At 73.2% G+C, this 22,978-nt stretch carries 22 protein-coding genes; 20 read left to right on the top strand and 2 right to left on the bottom strand.

Features of this window, described 5'->3' with window-relative positions; translation table 11 throughout:
* Nucleotides 1–4 precede the first annotated feature (4 nt).
* The 6 genes from ABGB05_RS07985 (at nt 5) to ABGB05_RS07960 (ending at nt 6,372) form a co-directional block, all read left to right on the top strand.
* Nucleotides 5–1,918, top strand: a complete 1,914-nt coding sequence (locus tag ABGB05_RS07985; RefSeq protein ID WP_347652545.1) for an acyl-CoA dehydrogenase family protein — start codon at nt 5–7, stop codon at nt 1,916–1,918.
* Nucleotides 1,915–3,636: an acyl-CoA dehydrogenase family protein gene (locus ABGB05_RS07980; RefSeq protein ID WP_347652544.1), complete on the top strand. Its 1,722-nt coding sequence runs from the start codon at nt 1,915–1,917 to the stop codon at nt 3,634–3,636. The genes ABGB05_RS07985 and ABGB05_RS07980 overlap by 4 nt, the downstream gene beginning before the upstream one ends.
* 29 nt (nt 3,637–3,665) lie before the next feature.
* Entirely contained in the window at nt 3,666–3,929 is a 264-nt protein-coding gene (locus ABGB05_RS07975; protein ID WP_347652543.1) for an acyl carrier protein, read from the top strand.
* A gap of 162 nt (nt 3,930–4,091) precedes the next feature.
* The gene (gene sbnA / locus ABGB05_RS07970; protein WP_347652645.1) at nt 4,092–5,102 is read left to right on the top strand and encodes a 2,3-diaminopropionate biosynthesis protein SbnA; all 1,011 of its coding nucleotides are present in this window, start codon (nt 4,092–4,094) and stop codon (nt 5,100–5,102) included.
* Nucleotides 5,096–6,124 carry a 2,3-diaminopropionate biosynthesis protein SbnB gene (sbnB, locus tag ABGB05_RS07965; RefSeq protein WP_347652542.1) on the top strand — a complete coding sequence of 343 codons (1,029 nt, stop codon included), beginning with the start codon at nt 5,096–5,098 and terminating at the stop codon, nt 6,122–6,124. The genes sbnA and sbnB overlap by 7 nt, the downstream gene beginning before the upstream one ends.
* A 32-nt stretch (nt 6,125–6,156) precedes the next feature.
* On the top strand, nt 6,157–6,372 hold the full coding sequence (locus ABGB05_RS07960) for an MbtH family NRPS accessory protein (RefSeq protein WP_347652541.1): 216 nt from the start codon (nt 6,157–6,159) through the stop codon (nt 6,370–6,372).
* A 145-nt stretch (nt 6,373–6,517) separates the two neighbouring features.
* Here the strand turns inward: ABGB05_RS07960 and ABGB05_RS07955 are convergent, their stop codons facing one another.
* On the bottom strand, nt 6,518–8,719 hold the full coding sequence (locus ABGB05_RS07955) for a BTAD domain-containing putative transcriptional regulator (protein ID WP_347652540.1): 2,202 nt from the start codon (nt 8,717–8,719) through the stop codon (nt 6,518–6,520).
* Between the two features lie 248 nt (nt 8,720–8,967).
* The gene (locus tag ABGB05_RS07950) at nt 8,968–9,750 is read right to left on the bottom strand and encodes an alpha/beta fold hydrolase (RefSeq protein WP_347652539.1); all 783 of its coding nucleotides are present in this window, start codon (nt 9,748–9,750) and stop codon (nt 8,968–8,970) included.
* Between the two features lie 634 nt (nt 9,751–10,384).
* On the opposite strand from ABGB05_RS07950, the gene ABGB05_RS07945 reads away from it, so the two are divergent.
* The 14 genes from ABGB05_RS07945 to ABGB05_RS07880 are packed head-to-tail and all read left to right on the top strand — an operon-like array spanning nt 10,385 to nt 22,976.
* The gene (locus ABGB05_RS07945; RefSeq protein WP_347652538.1) at nt 10,385–10,654 is read left to right on the top strand and encodes an acyl carrier protein; all 270 of its coding nucleotides are present in this window, start codon (nt 10,385–10,387) and stop codon (nt 10,652–10,654) included.
* Between the two features lie 28 nt (nt 10,655–10,682).
* On the top strand, nt 10,683–11,936 hold the full coding sequence (locus ABGB05_RS07940) for a beta-ketoacyl-[acyl-carrier-protein] synthase family protein (RefSeq protein ID WP_347652537.1): 1,254 nt from the start codon (nt 10,683–10,685) through the stop codon (nt 11,934–11,936).
* Nucleotides 11,933–13,099 (top strand): beta-ketoacyl synthase N-terminal-like domain-containing protein, encoded by a 1,167-nt coding sequence (locus ABGB05_RS07935; protein ID WP_347652536.1) that lies wholly within the window; start codon nt 11,933–11,935, stop codon nt 13,097–13,099. Before ABGB05_RS07940 ends, ABGB05_RS07935 begins: the two co-directional genes overlap by 4 nt.
* On the top strand, nt 13,100–14,212 hold the full coding sequence (locus ABGB05_RS07930; RefSeq protein ID WP_347652535.1) for a beta-ketoacyl synthase N-terminal-like domain-containing protein: 1,113 nt from the start codon (nt 13,100–13,102) through the stop codon (nt 14,210–14,212).
* Nucleotides 14,209–14,967 carry an alpha/beta fold hydrolase gene (locus ABGB05_RS07925; protein WP_347652534.1) on the top strand — a complete coding sequence of 253 codons (759 nt, stop codon included), beginning with the start codon at nt 14,209–14,211 and terminating at the stop codon, nt 14,965–14,967. The genes ABGB05_RS07930 and ABGB05_RS07925 overlap by 4 nt, the downstream gene beginning before the upstream one ends.
* A gap of 42 nt (nt 14,968–15,009) precedes the next feature.
* On the top strand, nt 15,010–15,969 hold the full coding sequence (locus tag ABGB05_RS07920) for a thioesterase (protein ID WP_347652533.1): 960 nt from the start codon (nt 15,010–15,012) through the stop codon (nt 15,967–15,969).
* Between the two features lie 4 nt (nt 15,970–15,973).
* Nucleotides 15,974–17,143: a beta-ketoacyl synthase N-terminal-like domain-containing protein gene (locus tag ABGB05_RS07915; protein ID WP_347652532.1), complete on the top strand. Its 1,170-nt coding sequence runs from the start codon at nt 15,974–15,976 to the stop codon at nt 17,141–17,143.
* On the top strand, nt 17,140–18,168 hold the full coding sequence (locus tag ABGB05_RS07910) for a beta-ketoacyl synthase N-terminal-like domain-containing protein (RefSeq protein WP_347652531.1): 1,029 nt from the start codon (nt 17,140–17,142) through the stop codon (nt 18,166–18,168). Before ABGB05_RS07915 ends, ABGB05_RS07910 begins: the two co-directional genes overlap by 4 nt.
* Entirely contained in the window at nt 18,165–19,031 is an 867-nt protein-coding gene (locus ABGB05_RS07905) for an SDR family oxidoreductase (RefSeq protein ID WP_347652530.1), read from the top strand. The genes ABGB05_RS07910 and ABGB05_RS07905 overlap by 4 nt, the downstream gene beginning before the upstream one ends.
* 55 nt (nt 19,032–19,086) lie before the next feature.
* Nucleotides 19,087–20,211: a beta-ketoacyl synthase N-terminal-like domain-containing protein gene (locus ABGB05_RS07900; protein ID WP_347652529.1), complete on the top strand. Its 1,125-nt coding sequence runs from the start codon at nt 19,087–19,089 to the stop codon at nt 20,209–20,211.
* Nucleotides 20,208–20,489 (top strand): acyl carrier protein, encoded by a 282-nt coding sequence (locus ABGB05_RS07895; RefSeq protein ID WP_347652528.1) that lies wholly within the window; start codon nt 20,208–20,210, stop codon nt 20,487–20,489. The genes ABGB05_RS07900 and ABGB05_RS07895 overlap by 4 nt, the downstream gene beginning before the upstream one ends.
* Nucleotides 20,486–21,451 (top strand): hypothetical protein, encoded by a 966-nt coding sequence (locus ABGB05_RS07890; protein WP_347652527.1) that lies wholly within the window; start codon nt 20,486–20,488, stop codon nt 21,449–21,451. The genes ABGB05_RS07895 and ABGB05_RS07890 overlap by 4 nt, the downstream gene beginning before the upstream one ends.
* A gap of 11 nt (nt 21,452–21,462) precedes the next feature.
* Nucleotides 21,463–22,248 (top strand): 3-oxoacyl-ACP reductase FabG, encoded by a 786-nt coding sequence (gene fabG, locus ABGB05_RS07885; RefSeq protein ID WP_347652526.1) that lies wholly within the window; start codon nt 21,463–21,465, stop codon nt 22,246–22,248.
* A 17-nt stretch (nt 22,249–22,265) separates the two neighbouring features.
* On the top strand, nt 22,266–22,976 hold the full coding sequence (locus ABGB05_RS07880; RefSeq protein ID WP_347652525.1) for a DsbA family protein: 711 nt from the start codon (nt 22,266–22,268) through the stop codon (nt 22,974–22,976).
* The last annotated feature ends 2 nt before the right edge of the window (nt 22,977–22,978 follow it).

The raw sequence follows: 22,978 nt of genomic DNA, 5'->3' as shown, positions 1-22,978 counted from the left end.
GCCGGTGTCCGCCATCAACCTGCGGCACGACACCCCGGGGTCCCGTGACGGTACGTCCTCACGGGACCGCCGGCGTGGGCCGGACAGCCGGCACGCCGGCGGCCCCGACCACCACGCCGCCGGCGGTCCCGACCCCGACGTCAGCCGGGCCGGCGCCGTCGACCGTCACCACGCCGGCATGGAACGGCTCGAGCGGGCGCTCGGCGATCCGCGCGACCCGGCCGGAATCTTCTCCTACGCCGGCGCGGTGGCGCTGGACGAGCGGGGCGGGTTCCCGGACCGGGCCTGCCGCAGGCTGGACGAGCTGGGCCTGCCCCGCAGTTACGTACCGGCCGCGCTCGGCGGCGACCAGGCCGACTCCGAGCAGCTTCTGCAGGTGATCCGGGTGTTGTCCCGGCGGGACCTGACCCTGACGATCGCGCACTGCAAGACCTACCTGGGCGCGGTCTCGGTGTGGCTCGCCGGGACGCCGGAGCAGGCCCGCCGGCTGGCCGGTGAGGTGTCCCGGGGCGCCGTGGTGTCGTTCGCGCTGACCGAGCGGGCACACGGCAGCGACCTGCTGGCCGGCGACGTCTCCGCGACGCCCGGTGACGACGGCGGCTACCGGGTCGACGGCGAGAAGTGGCTGATCAACAACGCCACCCGGGCACGCTGGATCTGTCTGCTCGCCCGTACCGACCCGAAGGGCGGGGCGCGCGGCTTCAGCCTGCTCCTGGTCGACAAGGAGGCGCTGCCGGCCGGGGCGTACCGGTGCCTGCCAGACGCGCTGACCCACGGGGTGCGGGGCGCGAACATCAGCGGCATCGGGTTCCACGACGCCCGGGTGCCGGCCGACGCGGTGGTCGGGCCGCCCGGCACCGGCCTGGAGATCGCGCTGAAGAGCTTCCAGATCACCCGTACGCTCTGTGCCGGTATGTCGCTCGGGCTGGCCGACCGGGCGCTGCGGATCGCCACCGACTTCGCGGTGGCACACCGGCTGTACGGCCGGGCGCTGGTCGACCTGCCGCACGCCGGCCGCACCCTCGCCGAGGCGTACGCCGACGGCTTCGTGGCGGAGGCGGTGGCGTTGGTCTCCACCCGGGGCATCCAGGCGCTGCCCGGGGAGCTGAGTGTCGCCTCGGCGGTGGTGAAGTACCTGGTCCCGACCCGGACCGACCGGACCGTCGCCGAGCTGGGGCAGGTGCTCGGCGCCCGGGCCATGCTGACCGAGGGGTTCGCCGACGGCGGCTTCCAGAAGACCCAGCGGGACCACCGGATCGTCGGCATCTTCGACGGCAACACCACGGTCAACCTGAACGCCCTGATCAACCAGTTGCCGCAGTTGGCCCGCCGGTACGCCACCGGCACCGTCGACCCCGGGCTCGTCGCCGCCGCCACCCTCGACGCGGCACTGCCCACCCTGGAGCCGTCGCGGCTGGCCCTCACCTCGCGGACCGGGTGCAGCCTGGTGCAGGGGCTGCCGGCGCTGCTCGACGAGATGGCCGCCGACGCGGGGCTGCCGGACGGGCTGCTCGGGCAGCTCACGCAGGTCCGCGGCATGGTGGACGAGCTGCATGCCCGGATCGGCGCGTACCGGCCGGCGGCCCGCCAGGTGCCGGCGGAGGCGTTCGACCTGGCCCAGCGGTACGCGACCTGCTACGCCGTCGCCGCCTGCCTGCGGCTGTGGTGGCACAACCGGTCCAGCATCGGTGGTCCGACCGCCGGGCTCTGGGCCGACGCGCTCTGGCTGCGGGCGGCGCTGTCCCGGCTCCTCGACGACCTGGCACCGGACCTGGACCGTCAGTTCGCCGACGGCGAGCTGTACGACCGCCTGCTGCCGTGGCTGCGTGCCCAGCACCGCGACCACCGGCTCTTCTCGGTGCTGCCCTGCCGGCTCGGCGAGCAGACCGGCGCGGGGCCGGGGGAGGGGACGCCGTGACCCCGCCGCCGACGCCGGTGCGGCAACCGCCGGCCGGGCCCGACCTGGAACTGCTGCTCGGTGACCCGACGCAGACCGCCAACCCGCTCGGGTACGCCGCGCTGGTCGCCGCCGACGAGCGGGGCGAACTCTCCACGGCGGGGGAGCGGGCCCTGCACGACCACGGACTGAACGCGGAGTTCGTCCCGGCGGCGCTGGGCGGACGGCTCGTCGGCGCGGACCACCTGATGCGCCGGCTCCGCGCGGTCTTCCGCCGGGACAGCGCACTCGCCATCGGGTACGGGCTGACCAGCCTGATCGCCTCGGTTCCGGTGTGGACCTCGGGGCGGCCCGCGCAGCGGGCCCGGCTCGCCGAGCTGCTGCTCGCCGGTGGTCGGGCCGCGGCCTGCTACACGGAGCTGCCGCACGGCACCGACTTCGGTCGGGCCGAGTTCGCCGCCCGGGCGCAGGCCGGCCGGCTGGTGCTGACCGGGCGCAAGGACCTGGTCAACAACGTCGCGCGGGCGGACCTGTTGCTGCTGTTCGCCCGGACCGACGACCGCCCTGGCAGCCGCAGCCACTCGCACCTGCTGCTGGACCGGTCGACGCTGCCACCGGACCGGGTCACCTTCGGCCCCCGGTACCCCACCTCCGGGGTACGCGGCTGCCAGCTCGGCGGGGTGGCCTTCGACAACTGCCCGGTCTCCCCGGACGCCGTCCTCGGCGAGGCGGGGACCGGCATCGAGACGGTGCTGCGCGGCTTCCAGGTGACCCGCAGCGTGCTGCCCGGCATGGTGGTCGGCTCGCTGGACACCATGCTGCGGACGGTGACCCGGTTCGCGCTGGACCGTCGGCTCTACGGCGCTCCGGTGGCCGACCTGCCGCAGACCCGGGCCGTGCTGGGTGGGGCCTTCGCCGACCTGCTGGTCGCCGACTGCCTGGCCACGGTGGCCGTCCGGGCGCTGCACGTGCTGCCGGAGCAGGCCCCGGTGCTCGCCCCGGCGGTCAAGTACCTGGTGCCGAAACTGCTGCAGGACGCGGCGTACCAGCTCTCGGTGGTGCTCGGGGCGCGCGGCTACCTGCGCGAGGGCGACTACGCGATCTTCCAGAAGCACCTGCGTGACCTGCCGGTGGTGACCCTGGCCCACGCCAGCTCCGCGGTCTGCCTGGCCTCGATCATCCCGTCGCTGCCGGTCCTGGCCCGACAGGCGGGGGACGGGCCGGGGGAGGTATCGGATCAGCTGTACCGGTGGGAGGAACCGCTGCCGGCCCTCGACTTCGCCGGCCTGCAGCTCACTGCCCGCCGCGACGACGTCTGCGCCGACCTGCGCGCCGCGCACCGGGAACTGGCCGGGACGGGGGAGCCGCACCGGCTCACCGGGATCTTCGTCGCCGAGCTGGACCGACTGCGGGACCGTGCCCTGGCCCTGCCGCCCCGGGACCGGACGGTGACCGCCGGCCGACCCGGCTTCGCGCTCGCCGCCCGCTACACCGTGCTGCTCGCCGCCGCCGCCTGCGTCGGTGTCTGGCGGCACGCGCCGGCGGCCTCGTTTCTGGCCGAACCGACCTGGCTGGTCACCGCGCTGACCCGGCTGGCAGACCGGCTGGGCGCCGACGGCGGGCAGCGGTGGAGCACCGGGGCGGACGCCGAGCGGTACCGCCGGCTCTGCGCCGAACTGTCCGACCGGGTGGCCGACGCCCGGTCGCTCGACCTGGCCGACCGGCGGCTCGCCGGCTGAACGGCCCCTCACCGAACGGAGTCAGCGCCATGTCCGACACCACCATCTCCAGCACCCCGGCGGTGGCCGGGTGGCTCGCCGAGCGGGTCGCATTCTACCTGGAACGGCCGGCCGACGAGATCGACCCGGACGCCCCCCTGGTGGAACTCGGGCTCGACTCGGTGTACGCGCTCACCCTCTGTGGCGACATCGAGGAGCGGTACGGCCTCGTCGTGGAGCAGACCCTGCCCTGGGACTACCCGACCGTCAACGCGTTGGCCGGGCACCTCAGCGGGGTGCTGGCCGGGCGCTGAGCCCCCGACGGCCGGATATAGAAGCGCGATAGGCGCCGATCGCAGGATCGAATCGGCCCATGGCTGTGGCTTATGAACCAGCGGGATGGGCCTTCGCGTCGGAGTCGACCGGACCCGGCAGTGCTGAGGGGTAGGCCTGTGGCGACACAACCGCTAGACGGAATTCTCGCGACGATCGGGAACACACCACTTGTTGAACTGCGTCGGTTGTACCCGGACACCGACACCCGCGTCTTCGCCAAGCTCGAACGCGCCAATCCCGGTGGCAGCATCAAGGACCGCTCGGCGCTGAGCATGCTGCTGGACAGGGTCAGGTCCGGTGAGCTGGCGGCGGGCCGGTCGGTGGTGGTCGAGTCCAGTTCCGGCAACCTGGGGATCGGGCTCGCCCAGATCTGCCGCTACTTCGGGCTCAGGTTCATCTGCGTGGTGGACGCCAAGACCACCGAGCAGAACCTCAACATCCTGCGGGCGTACGGCGCCGAGCTGGAGGTGGTCACCGAGCGCGACCCGCTGACCGGGGAGTACCTGCCGGTGCGGATGCGCCGGGTACGGGAACTGCTCGCCGAGCTGCCGCACGCGTACTGGCCCAACCAGTACGGCAATCCGCTGAACCCCCGGGCACACGAGAAGACCATGCGGGAGATCGACGAGGCGTTGGACGGGCGGGTCGACTACCTGCTCTGCGCCACCAGCACCACCGGTACCCTCAGCGGCTGCGCCCGCTACGTACGCGAGCACCGGCTGCAGACCGAGGTGGTGGCGGTCGACGCGGTCGGCAGTGTCCTGTTCGGACAGCCGCCCGGCCGCCGGCTGCTGCCCGGACACGGCGCCTCGATCCGGCCCACCCTGCTCGATCCGGCCGACGCCGCCGAGGTGATCCACGTCAGCGACCTGGACAGTGTGGTCGGCTGTCGGCGCCTGGTGATGCGCGAGGCGATCCTCGCCGGCGGCTCCTCCGGGGCCACCGTGGCCGCGCTGGACCGGTTGATCCGACGGGTGCCGGCCGGCGCCACCTGTGTCCTCATCTTTCCGGACGGGGGCGACCGTTACCTGGGCACGATCTACTCCGACGCCTGGGTCAACCAGCACTTCGGCGAGGTCGGCCACCTGTGGAAGGAGCCCGCACCGGTCCCGGTCGGGGCGGTACGGGCGGCGGGAGCGGACGGATGCTGATCCTCGGACACGACGACGTACGGGCCCTGCTGGGTGGGGCCGAGCGGGAGATTCTCGACCTGGTCCGGGAGACGTACCGGCGGCACGAGGAGGGGCGGACGACGGTGCCCTTCTCGACGTTCCTGCGCTTCCCGGACTCGGAACGCAACCGGATCATCGGTCTGCCGGCGTACGTCGGCGGCGCCGAGCCGACCGCCGGGATGAAGTGGATCTCGTCGTTTCCCGGGAACCTGGCGCTGGGCCTGGAACGCGCCAGCGCGGCGATCCTGGTCAACTCGATGCGTACCGGTCGTCCCGAGGCGCTGGTCGAGGGCTCGGTCATCTCGGCGAAGCGGACCGCGGCCAGTGCCGCCCTCGCCGCCGACCTGCTCACCTCGGCCGCGCCGCCGCGCGGGGTGACCCTGTTCGGGTGCGGCGTGATCAACCGGGAGATCCTGCGTTTCCTCCGGGTGGCGCTGCCCTCGCTCACCTCGGCCACGCTCTACGACACCGACCCCGACCGGGCGGCCGAGTTCGCCCGGCGCTGCCCGGAGGTGGCACCGGGGATCGGTGTCGGGGTCGCCCGTGACGCGGCGGAGGCGCTCGCCGCGCAGCCGCTGGTCTCGTTGGCGACCACGGCGGTGCACCCGCACCTGGACCTCGCGGAGTGCGGGCCCGGCAGCACGGTGCTGCACGTCTCGCTGCGGGACGTGTACCCGGAGGCGGTGCTGCGGACCACGAACGTCGTCGACGACGTCGACCACGTGCTGCGCGAGCGGACCTCGCTGCACCTGGCCGAGCAGCTCACCGGCGGTCGCGACTTCGTCTCCGCCACCATCGGGCAGCTGATCGTGGGGTCCGTGCCGGTGCCGAGGCAACCGGACCTGCCCGTGGTCTTCTCCCCGTTCGGCCTCGGCGCCCTGGACATCGCGCTGGCCGACCACGTACTCCGCGCGGCGCGTCGGCTCGGCGCCGGCGTCTCCGTACCCGGATTTCTTCCCGGTGAGGTGCCCGCCGCGGCGGGCACCGGTCCGGTGGCATGAGGAACAGCCCGAACCACGAGGGAGGCGGCAGGATGGCCGACGAGGAGAACGAGAGTACGTACCGGGTGGTGCTCAACGAGGAGGAGCAGTACTCGATCTGGTGGAGTGACCGCGAGCTGCCCGCCGGTTGGCGGGCCGAGGGGACCGTTGGCACCCGCGAGCAGTGCCTGGCCCGGATCAACGAGGTGTGGACCGACATGCGCCCGGCGAGCCTGCGGTGGCGGATGGCCGAGTCCGGGGCGGTCTGACGCGCGCGGCGGGCCGAGGTACGACCGGTGGGTGGCCCGGACGGGGAGGTCCGTCCGGGCCACCTGCGTGCTGCCGCGACGGCGCCGGCGACGGGCGGCGCCCGAGTGGTGACTCGGGGGTGCCCGGCCGCCGGCGGTGGTGGTCTCAGCCGGCCCGGGCCGGCCGACCCGGTTCGGACCAGCTCGGTGCCGGACGACCGATCGCCCCCTCGGCCAGCCCGGTCACGTCGAAGAACGACCGCAGGACGTCCGCGAGGTCCCAGGCAGCCTGGTGCCGGCCGGTGGCCGAGGCCTGGTGCAGCAGGCCCACCAGTACGTCACGCTCGCCCTCGAACCAGTTCCGGGCGGTCTCCGCGGCGATCGACTCGGCGTACGAGCCGGGCCAGCCGACTCTCGGCCCGACCAGCCCGGGAACGCTGAGCAGCTTGCGGGCCTTCAGCGCGCGACCGAGCCAGCCGTCCAGGCCCCGGTCGATCGCCATCCGTCGCCGCTCCCGGTTGTCCTCCCGGAACGCCTGCTCCCGGGCGAAGACCGAGACCAGCGGTTGGAACCGGTAGCGGGGCCGTCCCTGGTACACCAGGCCGACCTCCAGCAACTGCGCGTCGACCAGGGTCTCCAGGATCTCCTCCACACGGCGTTCCGGCCGGCCGAGCATGGCGGCCGCGGCCCAGGCCGGGAAGTCCGGGATGTCGAGCAGGGCCATCTGTCGGAACGCCTGGCGGCTCAACTCGTCCAACCGCTCGTACGACAGGTGGAGGCTGGTGCGTACGTCCAGTTCGCCGCAGCGTAGCTCGTCCAGCCGGCGGCTCCGGTCGGCCAGCCGGACGGCGAACCGGTCGAAGCTCCAGGTCGGCTTGGCGGCGATCCGTACTCCGGCGATCCGGACCGCGAGTGGCAGACCGGCGCAGAGTTCGACGATCCGCTGGGCGGGACGGAGTTCCATGGCGACCCGTTGCGGGCCGACGATCGTGCGGAGCAGCCCGAGCGCCTCGTCCGCCGCCATCGGTTCCAGGCGGGTCACCTGGGCGCCGGGTGGGGCGGAGAGCCGGGTCCGGCTGGTCACGATGACCCGGCAGCCCGGTCCGCTGGGCAGCAGCGGACGTACCTGTACCTCGCTGGCGGCGTCGTCGAGCATCACCAGGGTCCGCTGCCGGGCGAGGTGGCTACGGTAGAGCTGGATCCGTTCGTCCAGTGAGCACGGTATGGCCAGTTCGTGCACGCCCAGGGCGCGCAGGAACCAGCCGAGCACCTCGAACGGGTTCTTCGGGTGCGGGCCCATCCCGTCCAGGTCCACGTAGAGCTCGCCGTCCGGGAAGTCGCGTCGGACGAGGTGGGCCACGTGCACCCCGAGGGCGGTTTTGCCGACTCCCGCCGCACCGGTGATCAGGATCGGCGCCGGCAGGTTGGCGGCCCCGGCCGCCGGTGGCCGGAGTGCGGCGGTGAGGTGCGAGACCTCGGCGGCCCGGCCGGTGAAGTCGACGGTACGCGGCGGAAGCATGGCGGGTCCGGTGTCCGCCCAGACCGCGCTGACCGGATCCCGGCTGCCGCCGCCGGCCCGTCCCCGGTCGAGGTCGCCGGTGAGGATGGCGTGGTGGACCGCGTTCAGCGTGGCGCCGGGATCCACCCCGAGTTCTTCGGCGAGGATCCGCCGTCCCTCCTGGTAGACGGCGAGTGCCTCGGCCTGGCGGTCGCACCGGTAGAGGGTGGTCATCAGCTGCGCGCGGAGGCGTTCCCGCATGGGGTGCTCGGTGACCAGGGCGCTGAGTTCGGTGACCAGCGGTCGGTGCCGACCCAGCGCCAACTCGGCCTCGATGCGACCCTCCAGGGTCAGCATCCGGGCCTCCTCCAGGTGCGGCAGTTCGGCGTCGGCGAGGTACTCGGTGACGTCGGCGAGGGCCGGTCCCCGCCAGAGCGCGAGGGCCTGGCGGAAGTGGTCCGCCGCGGTCTCGAAACGTCCGCCCCTGAGGTCGGCCTGCCCCTGCCCGCTGAGCCGCTCGAACTCGTCGTAGTCGAACCGGGCCCCGCCGATCCGCATACAGTAGCCGGGGCGCTGCCGGACGATCTCGACGGACGGACCGAGATACTTCCGGAGCCGGGAGATGTAGGTGTAGATCTGGGCGTTGATCGTGCTCGGCGGGTGCCAGCCCCAGAGCAGTGAGCTGAGCCGGTCGTCGGAGACCAGCCCGCCGCGGGCCAGCAGCAGTGCGGTCAGCACGGTCCGCTGTTTGGAGCCGTCGAGGGTGGCTTCGCCGCCGTCGTCGCCGAAGACCTTCACCGGGCCGAGGATGGCGAATCGCAGCTGTCGCTCCGTCGCCGCCGTTGTCTCAGCAACCGGACGGATCGGCATGGCCGATCACCCCACTGTCCACTGCCGGTGACGACGGTCGCACCCGTCGTCCGTCTCGTGTGGAAGTTCCACCCGGGTTAATCAATTGTCTGCGTACCGTTCGCCGCATCGCTTTCCCCCCGATAAAGCAATATAGATTGTCGCGAATCTAATGACGTCGTGTGCGGGTGTCAAGGTCATCCCGATTTTCGGAAGTCGGCCGGTCCTGGTCTATCGGACACCCGACACTGGCGATAGTGCGTCTGACGTCAAGCGGCGCGACCGCCCGTAATGCCGGCCAGGTGGCTCGCTATATTACTGACAAGTTTTCTTTCCTGTGGGTGCAGATAGAAGTGCCCGCCCGGCAGGACGTGGACCGTGCAACCGGCGGTGGTGACCTCCGCCCAACTCGCCATGTCGTCCGGCCGGTACGCCGGGTCGGCGTCGCCCAGGTATCCGAAGACCGGGGTGCCCACCGTCGGCGGCCGGTCCGGCCGGTAGGTCTCGATGAGTCGGTAGTCGGCGCGCAGCGCGGGCAGCAGCAGCTCCCGTAGGTCCGGATTGTCGTATACCGAGGCGTCCGCCGCACCGAGCGCGCGTACCTCGCGCACGAGTGCATGGTCATCCTGTCTGTGCAGTTCACCGTGGTTGGTTCGGGCCGGCGCGGGGCGTCCGGACAGGAACAGGGCGACCGGGCGGACGCCGTGCCGGGCCTCCAGTCGGGCGGCGGTCTCGTGGGCGATCGCCGCTCCCATGCTGTGGCCGAACAGGGCGAGTGGCCGGTCCGCGTACGGCAGCAGTGCCGCGCAGATCCGGTCCGCCATCTCGTCCATCGTGGTGATGCACGCCTCGGCCAACCGGTCCTGTCGTCCGGGGTAGCACACCGCGAGCACCTGTACGCCCTCGGGTAGCAGTGGCGGCCATCCACGAAAGGCGGTCGGCACCCCGCCCGCGTGTGGCAGGCAGATCAGCCGGAGAGTCGGGTTGTCGACCCGGTGATACGCGCGGAACCACACGTTGTCGGATATTCGGACGACCTGATTTGTGGGCACAAACGTCACTTCCCCCCAGCTTTCGGCGCGATATGTGAGATGCTTTCACAAGCATCCGTCGCGGCTCCCGGAGGCGGTTCCGCGAGGACCTTCCGTCGCTTCCCTCGGGCGGGGACAGCGTAGCCAACCGGTTCTCCCGGACGGTCCTCCGAGGACGCTTATGCGGTCATTAGCAAAATGAATTGCGACCGGTAAGGGTCTTGTGTCCGGTGCGTAGAGGGTGTCCGTCCGGTTAGCCGGGTGTTGCGGTCCGGTGACCGTGGACGGTTCCCGGTGATCCGGACGCGGTGACCGTGAAACGTCCCGTAACCGCTGTTGGTGACGGTGATGGCGGCCGATCCGTCCGCCCCGGCGGTGACCCGCCGGAGCCGACCCGCCGCCGCCGGCCCGACGAACGGCGAACCGGGGTCAGCGATTCGCGAAACCGATACGGAGATGCCGCAGGTTTCACCACATGAAACCGGGAGGGCTTGTGTCTCCGGCTCGTCTGATGTAGACGCGGCAGGCGGCGGCGTGGCCCGGCGGTGTCCCGGCCGGCCTATAGGAAACGTATAGCCACCGATCCCAGGCTCAGTGTCGTCGGTACCCCGGTCCCGGGGTGCACCGCACCCGTACCCATTCCCACGGAGGCGACATGACCAGCGCGAACCCGACCGTCACCCTCGACGACGAGCAGCGGCGGCAGATCAAGGACATCGTCTGCGAGATCCTCGAGATCGAGCCGTCGGAGGTCACCGAGACCAGCCTGTTCAAGGAGGACCACGAGGCCGACTCGCTGCGGGCGATCGAGATCCTGGCCGCGCTGGAGCGGAGCCTCAACATCACGATCGACCAGGCCGAGCTGAGCCGGATGGTGAACCTGGCGGGGGTCTACACCGTCGTCACCGAGGCCTCGGCGCGCTGATCGCGGCCGGACGCCCGCGGGGACTCTTATGAGCAGATCTTCGATCGACGCCGAACCGGCCGCCCGACGGGTCGTCATCACCGGCATCGGCGCGGTGACCAGCATCGGCACCGGCGTGCCCGAGTTCACCGCCGGGCTGCGGGCCGGGCGCAGCGGCGTACGGCCGATCACCGCCTTCGACACCAGCGGTTACGCGTACGCCAACGGGTGTGAGGTGGCCGGCTTCGAGCCGGACCGCTGGATCCACGAGCAGAAGGTCGACGAACTGGGCCGGGCGAGCCAGTTCTCGGTCGCGGCGGCCCGGATGGCGGTCACCGACGCCGGCCTGACCCCGGCCGGACTGCGGGACCGGCGGACCCTGGTCTCGGTCGGCACCACCGACGGCGAGTCCCGCGACCTCGACCAACTCGTCGGCCAGCAGGTCGCCGCCGGCCCCCGGCAGTTGGATCCGGTGCTCGCCCGGCGGGCGGTGGCCGGCCGGCTCTCCGCCGGCATCGTCCGCGAACTCGGCCTGGTCGACGTGGAGGCGGTCACCATCCCGACCGCCTGCGCGGCCGGCAACTACGGCGTCGGGTACGGCTTCGACGCGATCCAGTGCGGTGACGTCGACGTGGCGCTCTGCGGCGGTGCCGACGCCCTGTGCCGCAAGACCTTCACCGGCTTCTACCGGCTGGGCACCATCGCCCCGGAGTTCTGTCAGCCGTTCGACCGCAACCGCAAGGGCATCCTGACCGGTGAGGGCGCCGGACTGCTGCTGATGGAGAGCCTCTCCTCGGCGCTGGACCGGGGCGCCCGGATCTACGCCGAGGTGCTCGGCTACGGCCTCAGCTGCGACGCCCACCACCCGGTGGCACCGGACCGGGACAGCATCGCCCGATGTATCCGACTGGCCCACCGCAACGCCGGGATCACCGCCGCCGACGTGGACTTCATCTCCGCGCACGGCACCGGCACCAAGGCCAACGACGTCACCGAGGCCGGGGCGATCCGGGAGGTCTTCGGCGCCGACGTACCGCCGACCATCTCGATCAAGGCGATGATCGGGCACACCATGGGCGCGGCCAGCGCGCTGGCCACCGCCGCCTGCGCGATCGCGCTGACCGAGGGTTTCATCCCGCCGACCGTCAACCACGTGGAGACCGACCCGGCGTGCGGGCTGGACTGCGTACCGAACGAGGCCCGGCCCGCCCGGCTGGACGTGGTGCAGAACAACGCGCTCGCCTTCGGCGGCAACAACGCGGTGGTCATCCTCGGCCGGTACCCGACCGGCGGTCCGGCATGACCCGGCCGGGCGCCGACCCCGGCGTCCTGATCAGCGGTGCCGGGGCGGTGGCGAGCACCGGTGCGGAGAGCGGGGAGATCTACCGGGCGCTCTGCGCCGGCCGCAGCGGCCTGGCCCCGCTGCGCGGCTTCGACCCCTCCCGGTTCCGGGCCACCCACGCGTACGAGATCGACGACCGTCCGGCCCCGGGGGTGGACGAGCCGATGCGGGCCACCCGCTGGCTGCTCGAGGCGGTGGCCGCCGCCCTGCGGGACGCCGGGCTCGACGAGGACCTCGGCGACATCCCCGTGCTGGTCGGCACCACCCTGCGCGAGTTGCGCTCGGTGGAGCTCAGTTGGCGGGACCGGACCCCGGTCGACCCACGGCACCTGCACTTCGGCGCGGCCCTGCGCCGACGGTTCGGCGCGGTCGACACGCACACCGTGGCGAACGCCTGCGCCGCCTCGCTCTACACCCTCGCCCTCGGGGTGGAACTGCTGGCCGCCGGACGCGCCGACACGGTGGTGGTGGCCGGCACCGACACCATCACCGAGAGCACGTACGGGATGTTGGACCGCTGCTACCCGGAGGCGCCGGACCGGGTGCGGCCGTTCGACCGCAACCGCCGGGGCATGCTGCAGGGGGAGGGCGCGGCCGCGGTCGTGCTGCGCCGGGAGCAGGCCGGCTACACCGGCCCGGTACTGGCCCGGCTGCGCGGGGTCGCGGTCAACTGCGACGCGTACCATCCCTCGGCTCCGGACGCCAAGAGCATCGCGCTGGTGATCCGGGAGGCGCACCGCCGGGCCGGAGTGGGCCCGGCCGAGGTCGACCTGGTGATGCTGCACGGCACCGGGACGCCGCTGAACGACGAGGCGGAGGCGGAGGCGATCCGGGACGTCTTCGGCAGCCACGCCGGCACCCCGCTGATGACCGCGATCAAGTCGATGCTCGGGCACACCGCCGGTGCCTCCGGCCTGCACAGTCTGCTCACCGCCGCCCACGCGCTACGGGCCGGCCGGGTGCCGCCGACCCTCGGGATCACCGACCCGATCGACGAGATCGCCGACTTCCGGCTGGTCCGGGACACCGCGGTCGCCTCCGGTGACGCCCTGCGGGTGGCGCAGGTCGACTCGTTCGGGTTCGGCGGCCTCAACGCCGTCGCGGTACTGGAGAAGGTGGCCTAGGTGGACGTGGTGGTCAGTGGTCTCGCCGCGGTCGGTGTCGGCCTCGACTCGGTGGCCGACCTGCTCGCCGGTACGCCCGGCGGTGGGCGGCCGGCGACCGGCGGTGCCGGTCCGGACACCACGCCGGACGGCGGCGCGCCGGACGGCACCGCCCGCCCGGCGGACCCGACCCGCCGGCTCTCCGGGCGGGGGATGCGCTACAAGGACCGGGCCACCAAACTGGCGCTGCTCGCCGGACGGGACGCGCTGACCGACGCCGGCCTGCTCGCCGACGACCTGCTCACCGTGCCGGGCGAGTCGGTGGGGGTGGTGGTCAGCACCAACTACGGCAACGTGGACACGGTCTGCGAGGCGGTCGCGACCATCGCCGAACACACCTACCTCGGCACCAGCCCGATGGCCCTGCCGGCCACCTCCAGCAACGTGACCGCCTCCTGGCTCGCGATCACCCACGGCCTGCGGGGCGCCAACCTGACGCTGTGCAACGGCGCCACCTCCGGGCTCGACGCGGTCTTCTGGGCCGGCCTGCTGATCCGGTCCGGTCGGATCCGGGCCGCGCTGGTCGTCGGGGTCGAACCGGTGAACGACCCGGTCCGGTACGTCGTCGGGGGTGGCGACCCGGCCGCCCGGCCCCGGCTGCTCGACGGTGCGGCGGCGGTGGTGCTGGAGTCGGCCGACGCGGTGCGGGAACGGGGCGGGAAGCCCCGGGCCGTCCTCGGGCCGTACGCCCGCCGGGCCGAGCCGGCCGCGGCGGTGGCCGCGGTCCGCGCGGTCGAATCCCGACCGGTCGGTCTCTGGTATCCGCCCGGCCCCGCCCCGGTGCCGAACACCGGTGCCATCCCGCACGCCGGGGACGGCCCCGCCACCCCGGACGACGGGCCGGTCGGTGTTGGCGTCCTGCCCGACGAAGGCGCGCCGGCCGCCCGGGTCGACGACCTGACCCGCCGGTTCGGCGAGTGCTCCGGCGCACTCGGCGTGCTCCAGTGCGCCGCCGGCGCGGCCTGGCTCGCCGACCACCCGACCGAGGCGGTGTTGGCCACCGCCGGCACCGGCGACCGGGGCGGCGAGGACGCCGCCGCCGCGTTGATCCTCACCCCGGCGGGTACGCCGTGACGCCGTTGCCGGGCTCCGACACCCGGCTGCTCACCGCCGTCCGGTCGGCACCGCCCCGGGCCCTGCTGCTGCCCGGACTGGCCGGCAGCCCGGCCATCTGGCGGCCGTTCGCGCAGCGGGCCGGCAGGTGGCTGGAGGTCGAGACCGCCGCGCCGCCGTGGGCTGGTCCGGCCGGCTGGGCGTACGAGACCGACCCCGGCCGGTACGTGCGGGACGCGGTACGGGCCCTGCCCCGGCCACCGGACCTGCTGGTGGCGCACTCGTTCGCCGCCACCCTGGTGCTGGACCTGATCAGTCGGGGCGAGCTCGACGAACCGGTGGCCCTGGTGCTGGTCTCGCCGTTCTACCGGCCGAGCCCGACCGCCTTCGACTGGCGCACCATCGCCGGCTACCTCAACGGCTTCCACACCATCCTCGACGAGGGGCTGCGGGTCGGCTCCGGCGGGCGGCTGGCCGACGACGTACGCCGGGCGATGGCGCGACAGGTGCGGGAGCGGGTCGGGCCGTACGGCTGGGTCCGGTTCTTCGACCTCTACCTGCGTACGCCGTTCATGGACCTGACCCGGGTGCACAACCCGCTGCTGGTGGTCACCGGGGACCGCGACTTCGCGGCCGGTGCCGACGACGGCCGGACGCTGGCCGGGGCGGTACCCGGCGCGCGGTTCGAACTGTTCGACGACTGCGGTCACTTCGCCATGGCCGAGCAGCCGGACCGGTTCGCCGCCCTGCTGCACGAGTTCGTCGAAACGCTGTAGTCACCCGACCACAGACACCTTCCGACCATCCACGGAGCTGGAATGAACACAGTCACCGCCGCCCACCCGGTTGTCGCACCGGCCGCGACCGAGCCGACCCGGCTGGAGCTCCGGCCGCGCTACGAGGGCTCGAACATCTGCACCTGGATCGGCTTCAAGCACGTCAACTACCTGATCGAGGAGGCCGTCCTCGACCACCTGCGCCGCAACGGGCTGGCGCCGGGCTGGCTCTACGAGCGGTACGCGCTCGGCGTGGACCTGGTCGACATCGACACCCGGATCCTGCACGCGTACCACATCGACGACGTGGCGGTCGCCGAGGTGCGTCGCGACCCGAAGGTGCCGGACGAGCTGGCCTTCACCGTCGTGCTGAGCAAGACCGACGCGCTCAACACCCGGGCGGCCAGCGCGAAGGTGCGGGTCAGCCTCCGGCACGACCCGACGACGGGGCCGGCCGACCCGGTGCCGGATCCGATCGCCGGCTATGCGGTGCCGAAGCTGGGCCGGGCGCTGCCGGACGCCCCGCGACCGGTCCGGGTGACCGGGCGGGACCCGGGGGAGGCGCTCACCGAGGGCCGCAACGCGTACGCCTGGAAGTGGCGGATCCCGTACCCGTACTGCCACTTCACCAAGCGGGTGCAGATGTCCGGCTATCTGCGGCTGATGGAGGAGGTGGTGGATCTCTTCCTGGCCGACCGGGGTGTCTCGATCCGGACCCTGCTGGTCGAGCAGAACTGGATTCCGGTGGTGCCGCACTCCCGGATCACCATTCTCGACGAGGCGCTGATGGAGGAGGACGTCTGGACGGTCTTCACCGTCGAGGACGTCTTCAAGGGCCTGACCTACACCGCCCGGATGGACTGCTACGCGGTCCGGGACGATCTGCTGGTGCCGGTGGCGACCGGTCGGATCACCCACGGCTACGCGGTCATCGACAACCGCCGGGACTGGCACCTGGTGCCGTTCGACGACCGGATGAACGCCGCGCTGGAAGGCAAGTAGGGCCGTGACCGACGTCCTCGTCACCGGGATCGGTGCGGTCAGCTGCCACGGACGCGGCGCGGCGGCGCTGTGGCGGGCCATGCGCGACGCCCGGGTACGGCTGCCGGACCGGCCGGCGGACCCGCTGGCGCACATGGCGCTACCGCTGATCTACCTGGTGCCCGAGGACCACGTCCCGGCGGAACACCCGGGCCGGGCGGCGCAGTTCGCGGTGACCGCCGCCGCCGAGGCGTTGCGCGACGCCGGACTGACCGGCCGGGAGCAGACCCGGTTCGGGGTGGTGGTGGGCAGTTGCATGGGCGAGGCCGGGCTGCGGGAGGCGGACCGCTACCCGGAGTCGAGGACCGCCGGCCGGCGTCCGGCCTTCCAGCTCGCCACCCATCTCGGGGCGTGGCTCGGTGGGATCGGCGCCAACTCCAGCATCGCCAACGCCTGCTCCGCCGGCCTGTTCGCGCTCTGCACCGCCGTCGACATGCTGCGCTGCGGCGAGGTGGACGTGGTGCTGGCCGGCGGGGCGGACGCGTACTCCCGGGTCGCGCTCGGTTGTTTCAACCGGCTGGGTGCGGTGGACCCGGTCCGGTGCCGGCCCTACGACCGGCACCGGGCCGGCACGGTCTTCGGTGAGGGCGCCGGGATGCTGGTGCTGGAGTCCCGGGAGCACGCCCGGGCCCGGGGTGTCGGCACCGGCTACGCCCGGGTGACCGGTACCGGCTGGAGCTGCGACGCCCACCATCCGACCGCGCCGGAGCCGGCCGGTGACCAGATCACCCGGGCGATGCGGGAGGCGTTGGCCGAGGCCGGCGACGACGGGGTCGGCTGTGTGGTGCCGCACGGCACCGGTACCCAGCTCAACGACGTGACGGAGAGCGGCGCGCTGCACCGGGCGCTCGGCCCGGCCGCCGGGTCGGTGCCGCTCTACAGCCTCAAGGCGCTGATCGGGCACACCGGGGGTGCTGCCGCCGGCCTGGCCGCCTGCGCCGCCGCCCTGATCCTGCGGCACCGGGTGGTGCCGCCGAACGTGCCGCTGGACGAACCGGACCCGGCCTGCCCGGTCCGGCTGCCGGTCGGTGCCGGCACCGCGCTCGACGTCGACCGGGTGCTGGTCAACGCGTACGGCTTCGGCGGCACCAACGCCTCGGTGGTGCTCGCCGCCGACGGTGGCGGTGTGCGATGAGCGCCCCGGTCGGGTCTTCCCGGACAACGCCGGACGGCGACGTCCGACCCGCCGGGGCCCCAGCCACCGGCGCGGTGGCCCCGGACGTGGTGGTCACCGGGATCGGCGTGGTCGCCCCGGGGCGGCCCGGTGAGCCGTGGTTCGACCCCCGGGCCGAGCTGGGCGGGCGCGGCTACCGGTATGCCCCGGCGGCGACCCGGTACCTGCTCGCCGCCACCCGGCGGGCAATCGTCGACGGTGGACGGCTCGACCGGCTGCCGCCGGAGCGCCGGGGTGCCGCGGTGGCCACCAACGGCGGACTGGAGCCGCTCTTCGCCGAGATGGACCGGACCGTCACCGGGGCCGACGCCACCGAACTGAGTCCGGCGCTGGCGCCGTACTTCGCGATCAACGTGCTGGGTACCCGACTCGTTGCCGAGCACCAGCTCAAGGGCTTCCACCTGACGCTCACCTCGCCCCGGGTGGCCGGGTTCGAGGCGGTCGAGGCGGGCTGGCGTGCCCTGGCTGTGGGGCGCTGCGACACCCTGCTGGTCGGGGTCACCGAGGACGGCGCCGAGCAGGGCGCGGTGGCGCTGGTGCTGGAGCGGGCCGGTGCCGCCGCCGGACCCGGCCACGGTCGTCTCCGGGCCGCGACCCTCTTCGTTCCGCCGTCCGCCGTCTCCGACCGGGTACGGCTGACCGCCGCGCTGGACCGGGCCTTCGACCGGCTCGCCCCCCGGCCTGCCCCGGCCACCCCGGGCAACCTGACCACTGCGGGTACCCCGGCCACCCTGGCCAGCCCGGTCGAGCTGTTCGGTGACGGGTCACCGGTGGCCGACGCGGTCGGGGCGGCGGTCGCCGAGCTGACCGGGGTGAATCCGGTACCCCGACCGGTCGGCGCCGGCTGCCTGGCGCCGATGCTCCGGACCGCCCGCCTCTTCGCCGGCCCACCGGGCGAACACCGGCTTGTCGTCGCCACCGCCGAGGGCAACGTCGCCGTCGTCCGGGTCTCCGTCGCCGCCCCAGCCATCCGGGAGGAATCGTGATCGTTCCACTGCGTGGCCGTTGGTCGCTGGTCCTCGGTGCCTCCAGCGGCATCGGTCGGGCGATCAGCCTGGCCCTGGCCCGCGAGGGCGTACACGTGATCGGTCTGCACTTCGACACCGCCGAGCGGGCCGACGGGGTCGCCGACCTCGTGACCGAACTGCGCGGGTACGGCGTCCAGGCGCACTTCGTGAACGCGAACGCGGCCAGTCCGGCCACCCGGGCCGAACTGGTCCCGCTGGTCGCCAGGTTGACCGAGGGGGCCGGGCTGCACATCCTGGTGCACTCGCTGGCGTTCGGGACCCTGGTGCCGTACCTGCCCCGACCGGGGTACGACGACGGGATCGCCCGGCGCCAGCTGGAGATGACCCTGGACGTGATGGCGCACAGCCTCGTCTACTGGACGCAGGACCTGCGGGCCGCCGACCTGCTGCCGCCCGGCGCCAAGATCTACGCGATGACCAGTGCCGGCGTGCACCAGAAACTGCCCGCCTACGGTGCCGTGTCGGCGGCCAAGTCCGCCCTGGAGTCACACGTCCGGCAGCTCGCCTGCGAACTGGCCCCGGACGGGGTCGCGGTCAACGCGCTGCGGGCCGGGGTCACGGTCACCCCGGCGCTGACCCGCATACCCGGCAGCGCCGACTTCGTCGCCAACGGCGCCGACACGAACCCGCACGGCCGGCTCACCCGCCCGGAGGACGTGGGCGAGGCGGTGGTGTTGCTCTCCCGTACCGACTCGTCCTGGATCACCGGCAACACCATCGGGGTGGACGGCGGCGAACTGCACGCGGCGGCCGGGGCCTGGCGCCGCCCGCCGGCCAAGGCCGGCGACGGTTCCGACGAGACCGCCGAAAACCGAAGGTGAGCCGGTCCGGTGCCGGGCCGGCCACGGCCCGGGCCGGGTGATGGAGGAGGAAGACATGTCCCGAACCGACCTCGTCGTCTCCGGCTGGTCGGCCGTGTCACCGTACGGGCTGGGTGCCGAGCCGTTCGCGGCCGGACTGCTCGCCGGCGACCGGACCGTCGAGCAGCTGGACCCGCAGGTCTGGCCGGTGCCGGACGACCGGGCCGCCCTGGTGCCCGACTTCGACATCCCGACGGTGCTCGGCACCCGGGGGACCCGGTCGATGGACCGGATCACCGGCCTGGCGGTGAGCACCGTCGGCCTGCTCTTCACCGAGTACGGCCCGAAGCTGGCGGATCGGCCGGAGGACGTCGGCCTGGTGCTCGGCACCGGCTCGGGCAGCGTGCAGAGCATCATGGACTTCACCCGGGACTCGCTGACCGGGGAGAAGCCGTTCCACGTCGACCCGGCCCGCTTCCCGAACACGGTGATGAACTGCGCGGCCGGGCAGAGTGCGATCCGGCACCAGCTCAAGGGCCCGAACACCACGGTGGCCGGCGGCGCGCTGACCGGTCTGCTGGCGCTCAACTACGCCGGCCGGCTGCACCGGCGCGGGCGTTCCGAGGTGATTCTCTGCGGCGCGGTCGAGGAGTACTCGGTGCAGCGGAGCTGGCTGGAGTGGCACGCCAACGACGGCGCCGCCCCGACCCTCGGCGAGGGCTGCGCCGTGCTGCTGCTCGAGTCCGGGGCCAGCGCCGAGCGGTACGACCGGCAGCCGCTGGCCACCGTGCTCGGTGCCGGGTTCGGCGCGTTTCCCGACCGGTCGCCGGACCGGGCCCGGGAGGTGCTCGCCGGCTGCGTCCGCCGGGTGCTGGCCGACAACGGGGCAACCGGACCACAGGTACGGCTGGTCGCCCCCGCCGTCCCGCCCGGCCCGCTCGGCGACGCCGAACGCGCGGCCCTGGCCGACGTGCTCGCCGACGACACGGTGGTCCGGATCGAGTGCCGTGACCTGCTCGGCGACACCGCGGCCGCGTCCGCGTCCTTCCAGCTCACCGCCCTGCTCGCCGCCGCCGGGGCACGACCCGATCTCGCCGGCACGCTCGCCCTGGCCACCTCGGTCGACCAGGAGGGCACCGTCGGCTGCGCCCTGCTGCGGATCGGATCCGCGGCACCCGTCAACGAAGGGATCCGACCATGACCGACCAGCTCGCGACGACGGTGGAGAACAGCCGGCCGTTGGACAAGGAGGACCTGCGGCGGCTGATCGCCGAGGTGCTCGACGTGGAGACCGACGAGGTCTCCGACCAGGCGCACTTCGCCGACGACCTGGACGTCGACTCGCTGATGGCGCTGGAGATCGCGGTACGGCTGGAGAAGGCGTACCGCGTGAAGGTCGCCGAGTCGGAGATGACCGCGATCACCACCCTGGACGGCACGTACCGGCTGCTGGAGCGCAAACTCCAGGGGGCCGCGTGACCGCCCGGGCCACCCCGGTCGAGGTCGCGGTCACGGTGACGGACCGCACCCCGACGACGGCGACCGGCACCGTCCGGGTCGATCCGGCGGACCCGGTCTTCGCCGGCCACTACCCGGGCTTTCCGGTGCTGCCCGGAGTCCACCTGATCGAGTTCGCCGACCAGACGCTGCGCGGCTGGCTCGGCGTCGACGGTCCCGAGGGCCCGGTGGAACTGGCCGCCGTCGAGCGGTGCCGGTTCCTCCGGCCGGTCTATCCCGGTGACACCGTCACCGTGGAGCTGACCGTGGACCGGACCGACGACGGGCTGCGCTGCTCGGCGGGGGTCCGGACGGCGGCCGGCCCGGTCGCCGACATCCGGCTGCGGCACCGGGCGGCCGGCGCCGGGACGACGGCACCGGAGCCGGTGGCGGAACCTGACGGTCGGGTCGGCTCGGGCCCGGCGCTCGACGGGTCCGACGAGGGTGCCGCACTGTCGGCCGGACCGGCCCGGATCCGGCAGACCATTCCGCACCGGTACCCGATCCTGCTGGTCGACCGGGTCACCGAGGTCGTACCGGGGCGACGGCTCACCGCCCGCAAGGCGGTGACCAGCGCGGAACCGGCGTACGCGCGACTGGACGACACCGCCGACGACAGCGGGTACGCCTATCCGGTCCCGCTGCTGATCGAGTCCTGGGCGCAGGCGGCGGTGCTGCTCGCCGTCTGGGACACCCCGAACCCGGACGTGCTGGCCGGGAAGGTGGAACTCGCCGGCGCGATCAACAACATCCAGGTGACCGGTCCGGTCCCGCCCGGCGGTGTGCTGGAGCACCGGGTCGGACTGGTCCGGGCCGTCGGTGACACGTCGATCCTGGCCGGCGAGACCTGGTACGACGGCCGCCTCGTGCTCGCCGTACACCACTTCGTGCTCGCGCTGCGTTCGATCGACGTCCTGCGCCCGGCCGCCGCCGCGACGTCCTGAGGAGGAGCAACATGTCCACATCGCACAGTGGTCCGTCGGCCGGGGAGGCCGGTGCCGACGGGACACCCCCGGTCGCCGTGGTGACCGGGGGTTCCCGGGGGATCGGGCGGGCGGTGGTCGCCCGGCTGGCCCGCGACGGGTACGACGTCGGGTTCTGCTACCGGGCCAACGACGAGGCCGCCGAGCTGGTCGCCAAGGAGGCCCGCGAGTACGGCGTACGGGTGCTGGCCCGGCGGGTGCACGTCGCGGACCGGGCGGCGGTCCGGGGTTTCGCGGAGGAGGTCGAGGCGGAACTCGGCCCGCCGACGGTGGCGGTGACCGCGGCCGGCATCGTCCGGGACCGCCCGCTGGCCCTGATGAGCGATGCGGAGTGGGACGAGGTGCTGCGGGTCAACCTGGACGGCACCCAGCACCTGTGCCGGTCGGTCGTGTTCGGGATGATGAAGCGGCGCCGGGGTGCCGTGGTCACCCTCTCCTCGGTGGCCGGAGTCGCCGGCAACGCGACCCAGACGAACTACGCCGCCGCCAAGGCCGGGATCATCGGGTTCACCAGGGCCCTGGCCAAGGAGGTCGGCCGGTACGGGATCCGGGCCAACGTGGTCGCACCGGGTTTCATCACCACCGACATGACGGCCGGGCTGCCCGACAAGATCACCCGCGAGATGCTCGCCCGCGCCTCGCTCAACCGGTTCGGCACCCCGACCGAGGTGGCCGAACTGGTCTCCTTCCTCGCCTCGGACCGTGCCGCGTACATCACCGGCCAGGTCGTCCAGGTCGACGGCGGCCTCGCCCTCTAGCACCCCCGGGAGAGTTCATGCTGAAGTTCTACTTCTCCCTGCGCAGCCCGTACTCGTGGTTGGCGTACCGGGACCTCGGCACGCGGCACCGGGAACTGGCCGGTCGGCTGGAGTGGATCCCGTTCTGGGAACCGGACGAGGTGAGTCTGCGGATGCTCGGCGACGCGGGCGGCAAGTTCGTCTACACCCCGATGTCCCGGGCGAAGCACCTGTACGTGCTGCAGGACGTCCGACGGCTCGCCGCCGAGCGGGGCCTCTCCTTCGCCTGGCCGGTCGACCGGGCACCGTGGTGGGAGGTGCCGCACCTCGGCTACCTGGTCGCCAAGCGGCACCACCGGGGCCCGGAGTTCCTGGAGCAGGCGTACCGGGCGCGCTGGGAGCAGGGCCGGGACGTCTGCGACCGGTCGGTGGTGGCCGAGATCGGCGAGTCGGTCGGCATCGACCCGGGGGAGGTACGCGACGCGGTGGAGAACCCCCGGGTCCGGGCCGAAGGGGTGGAGGCGCTGCTGTCGATCTACCGTGACGGCGTCTTCGGTGTGCCGTTCTTCGTCCGGGGCTACGACCGGTACTGGGGGGTGGACCGGCTCGCCACGTTCGCCGCCGCGGTCGAGGGCGCCGACGCCGACGCCGAGGCGGCCGCCCGGCGGACCCTGAGCGCGGTTTCCGCCGTACCGGGGCGGGACGACGACCGGGCCACCGACGGCGGGCACGCCGGCGGCTGTGGCTGAGG

Origin of the sequence: Plantactinospora sp. B5E13 (assembly GCF_039871775.1) — a bacterium.
Lineage (GTDB): Bacteria > Actinomycetota > Actinomycetes > Mycobacteriales > Micromonosporaceae > Plantactinospora.
This window is presented reverse-complemented; position numbering and strand designations above follow the sequence as displayed.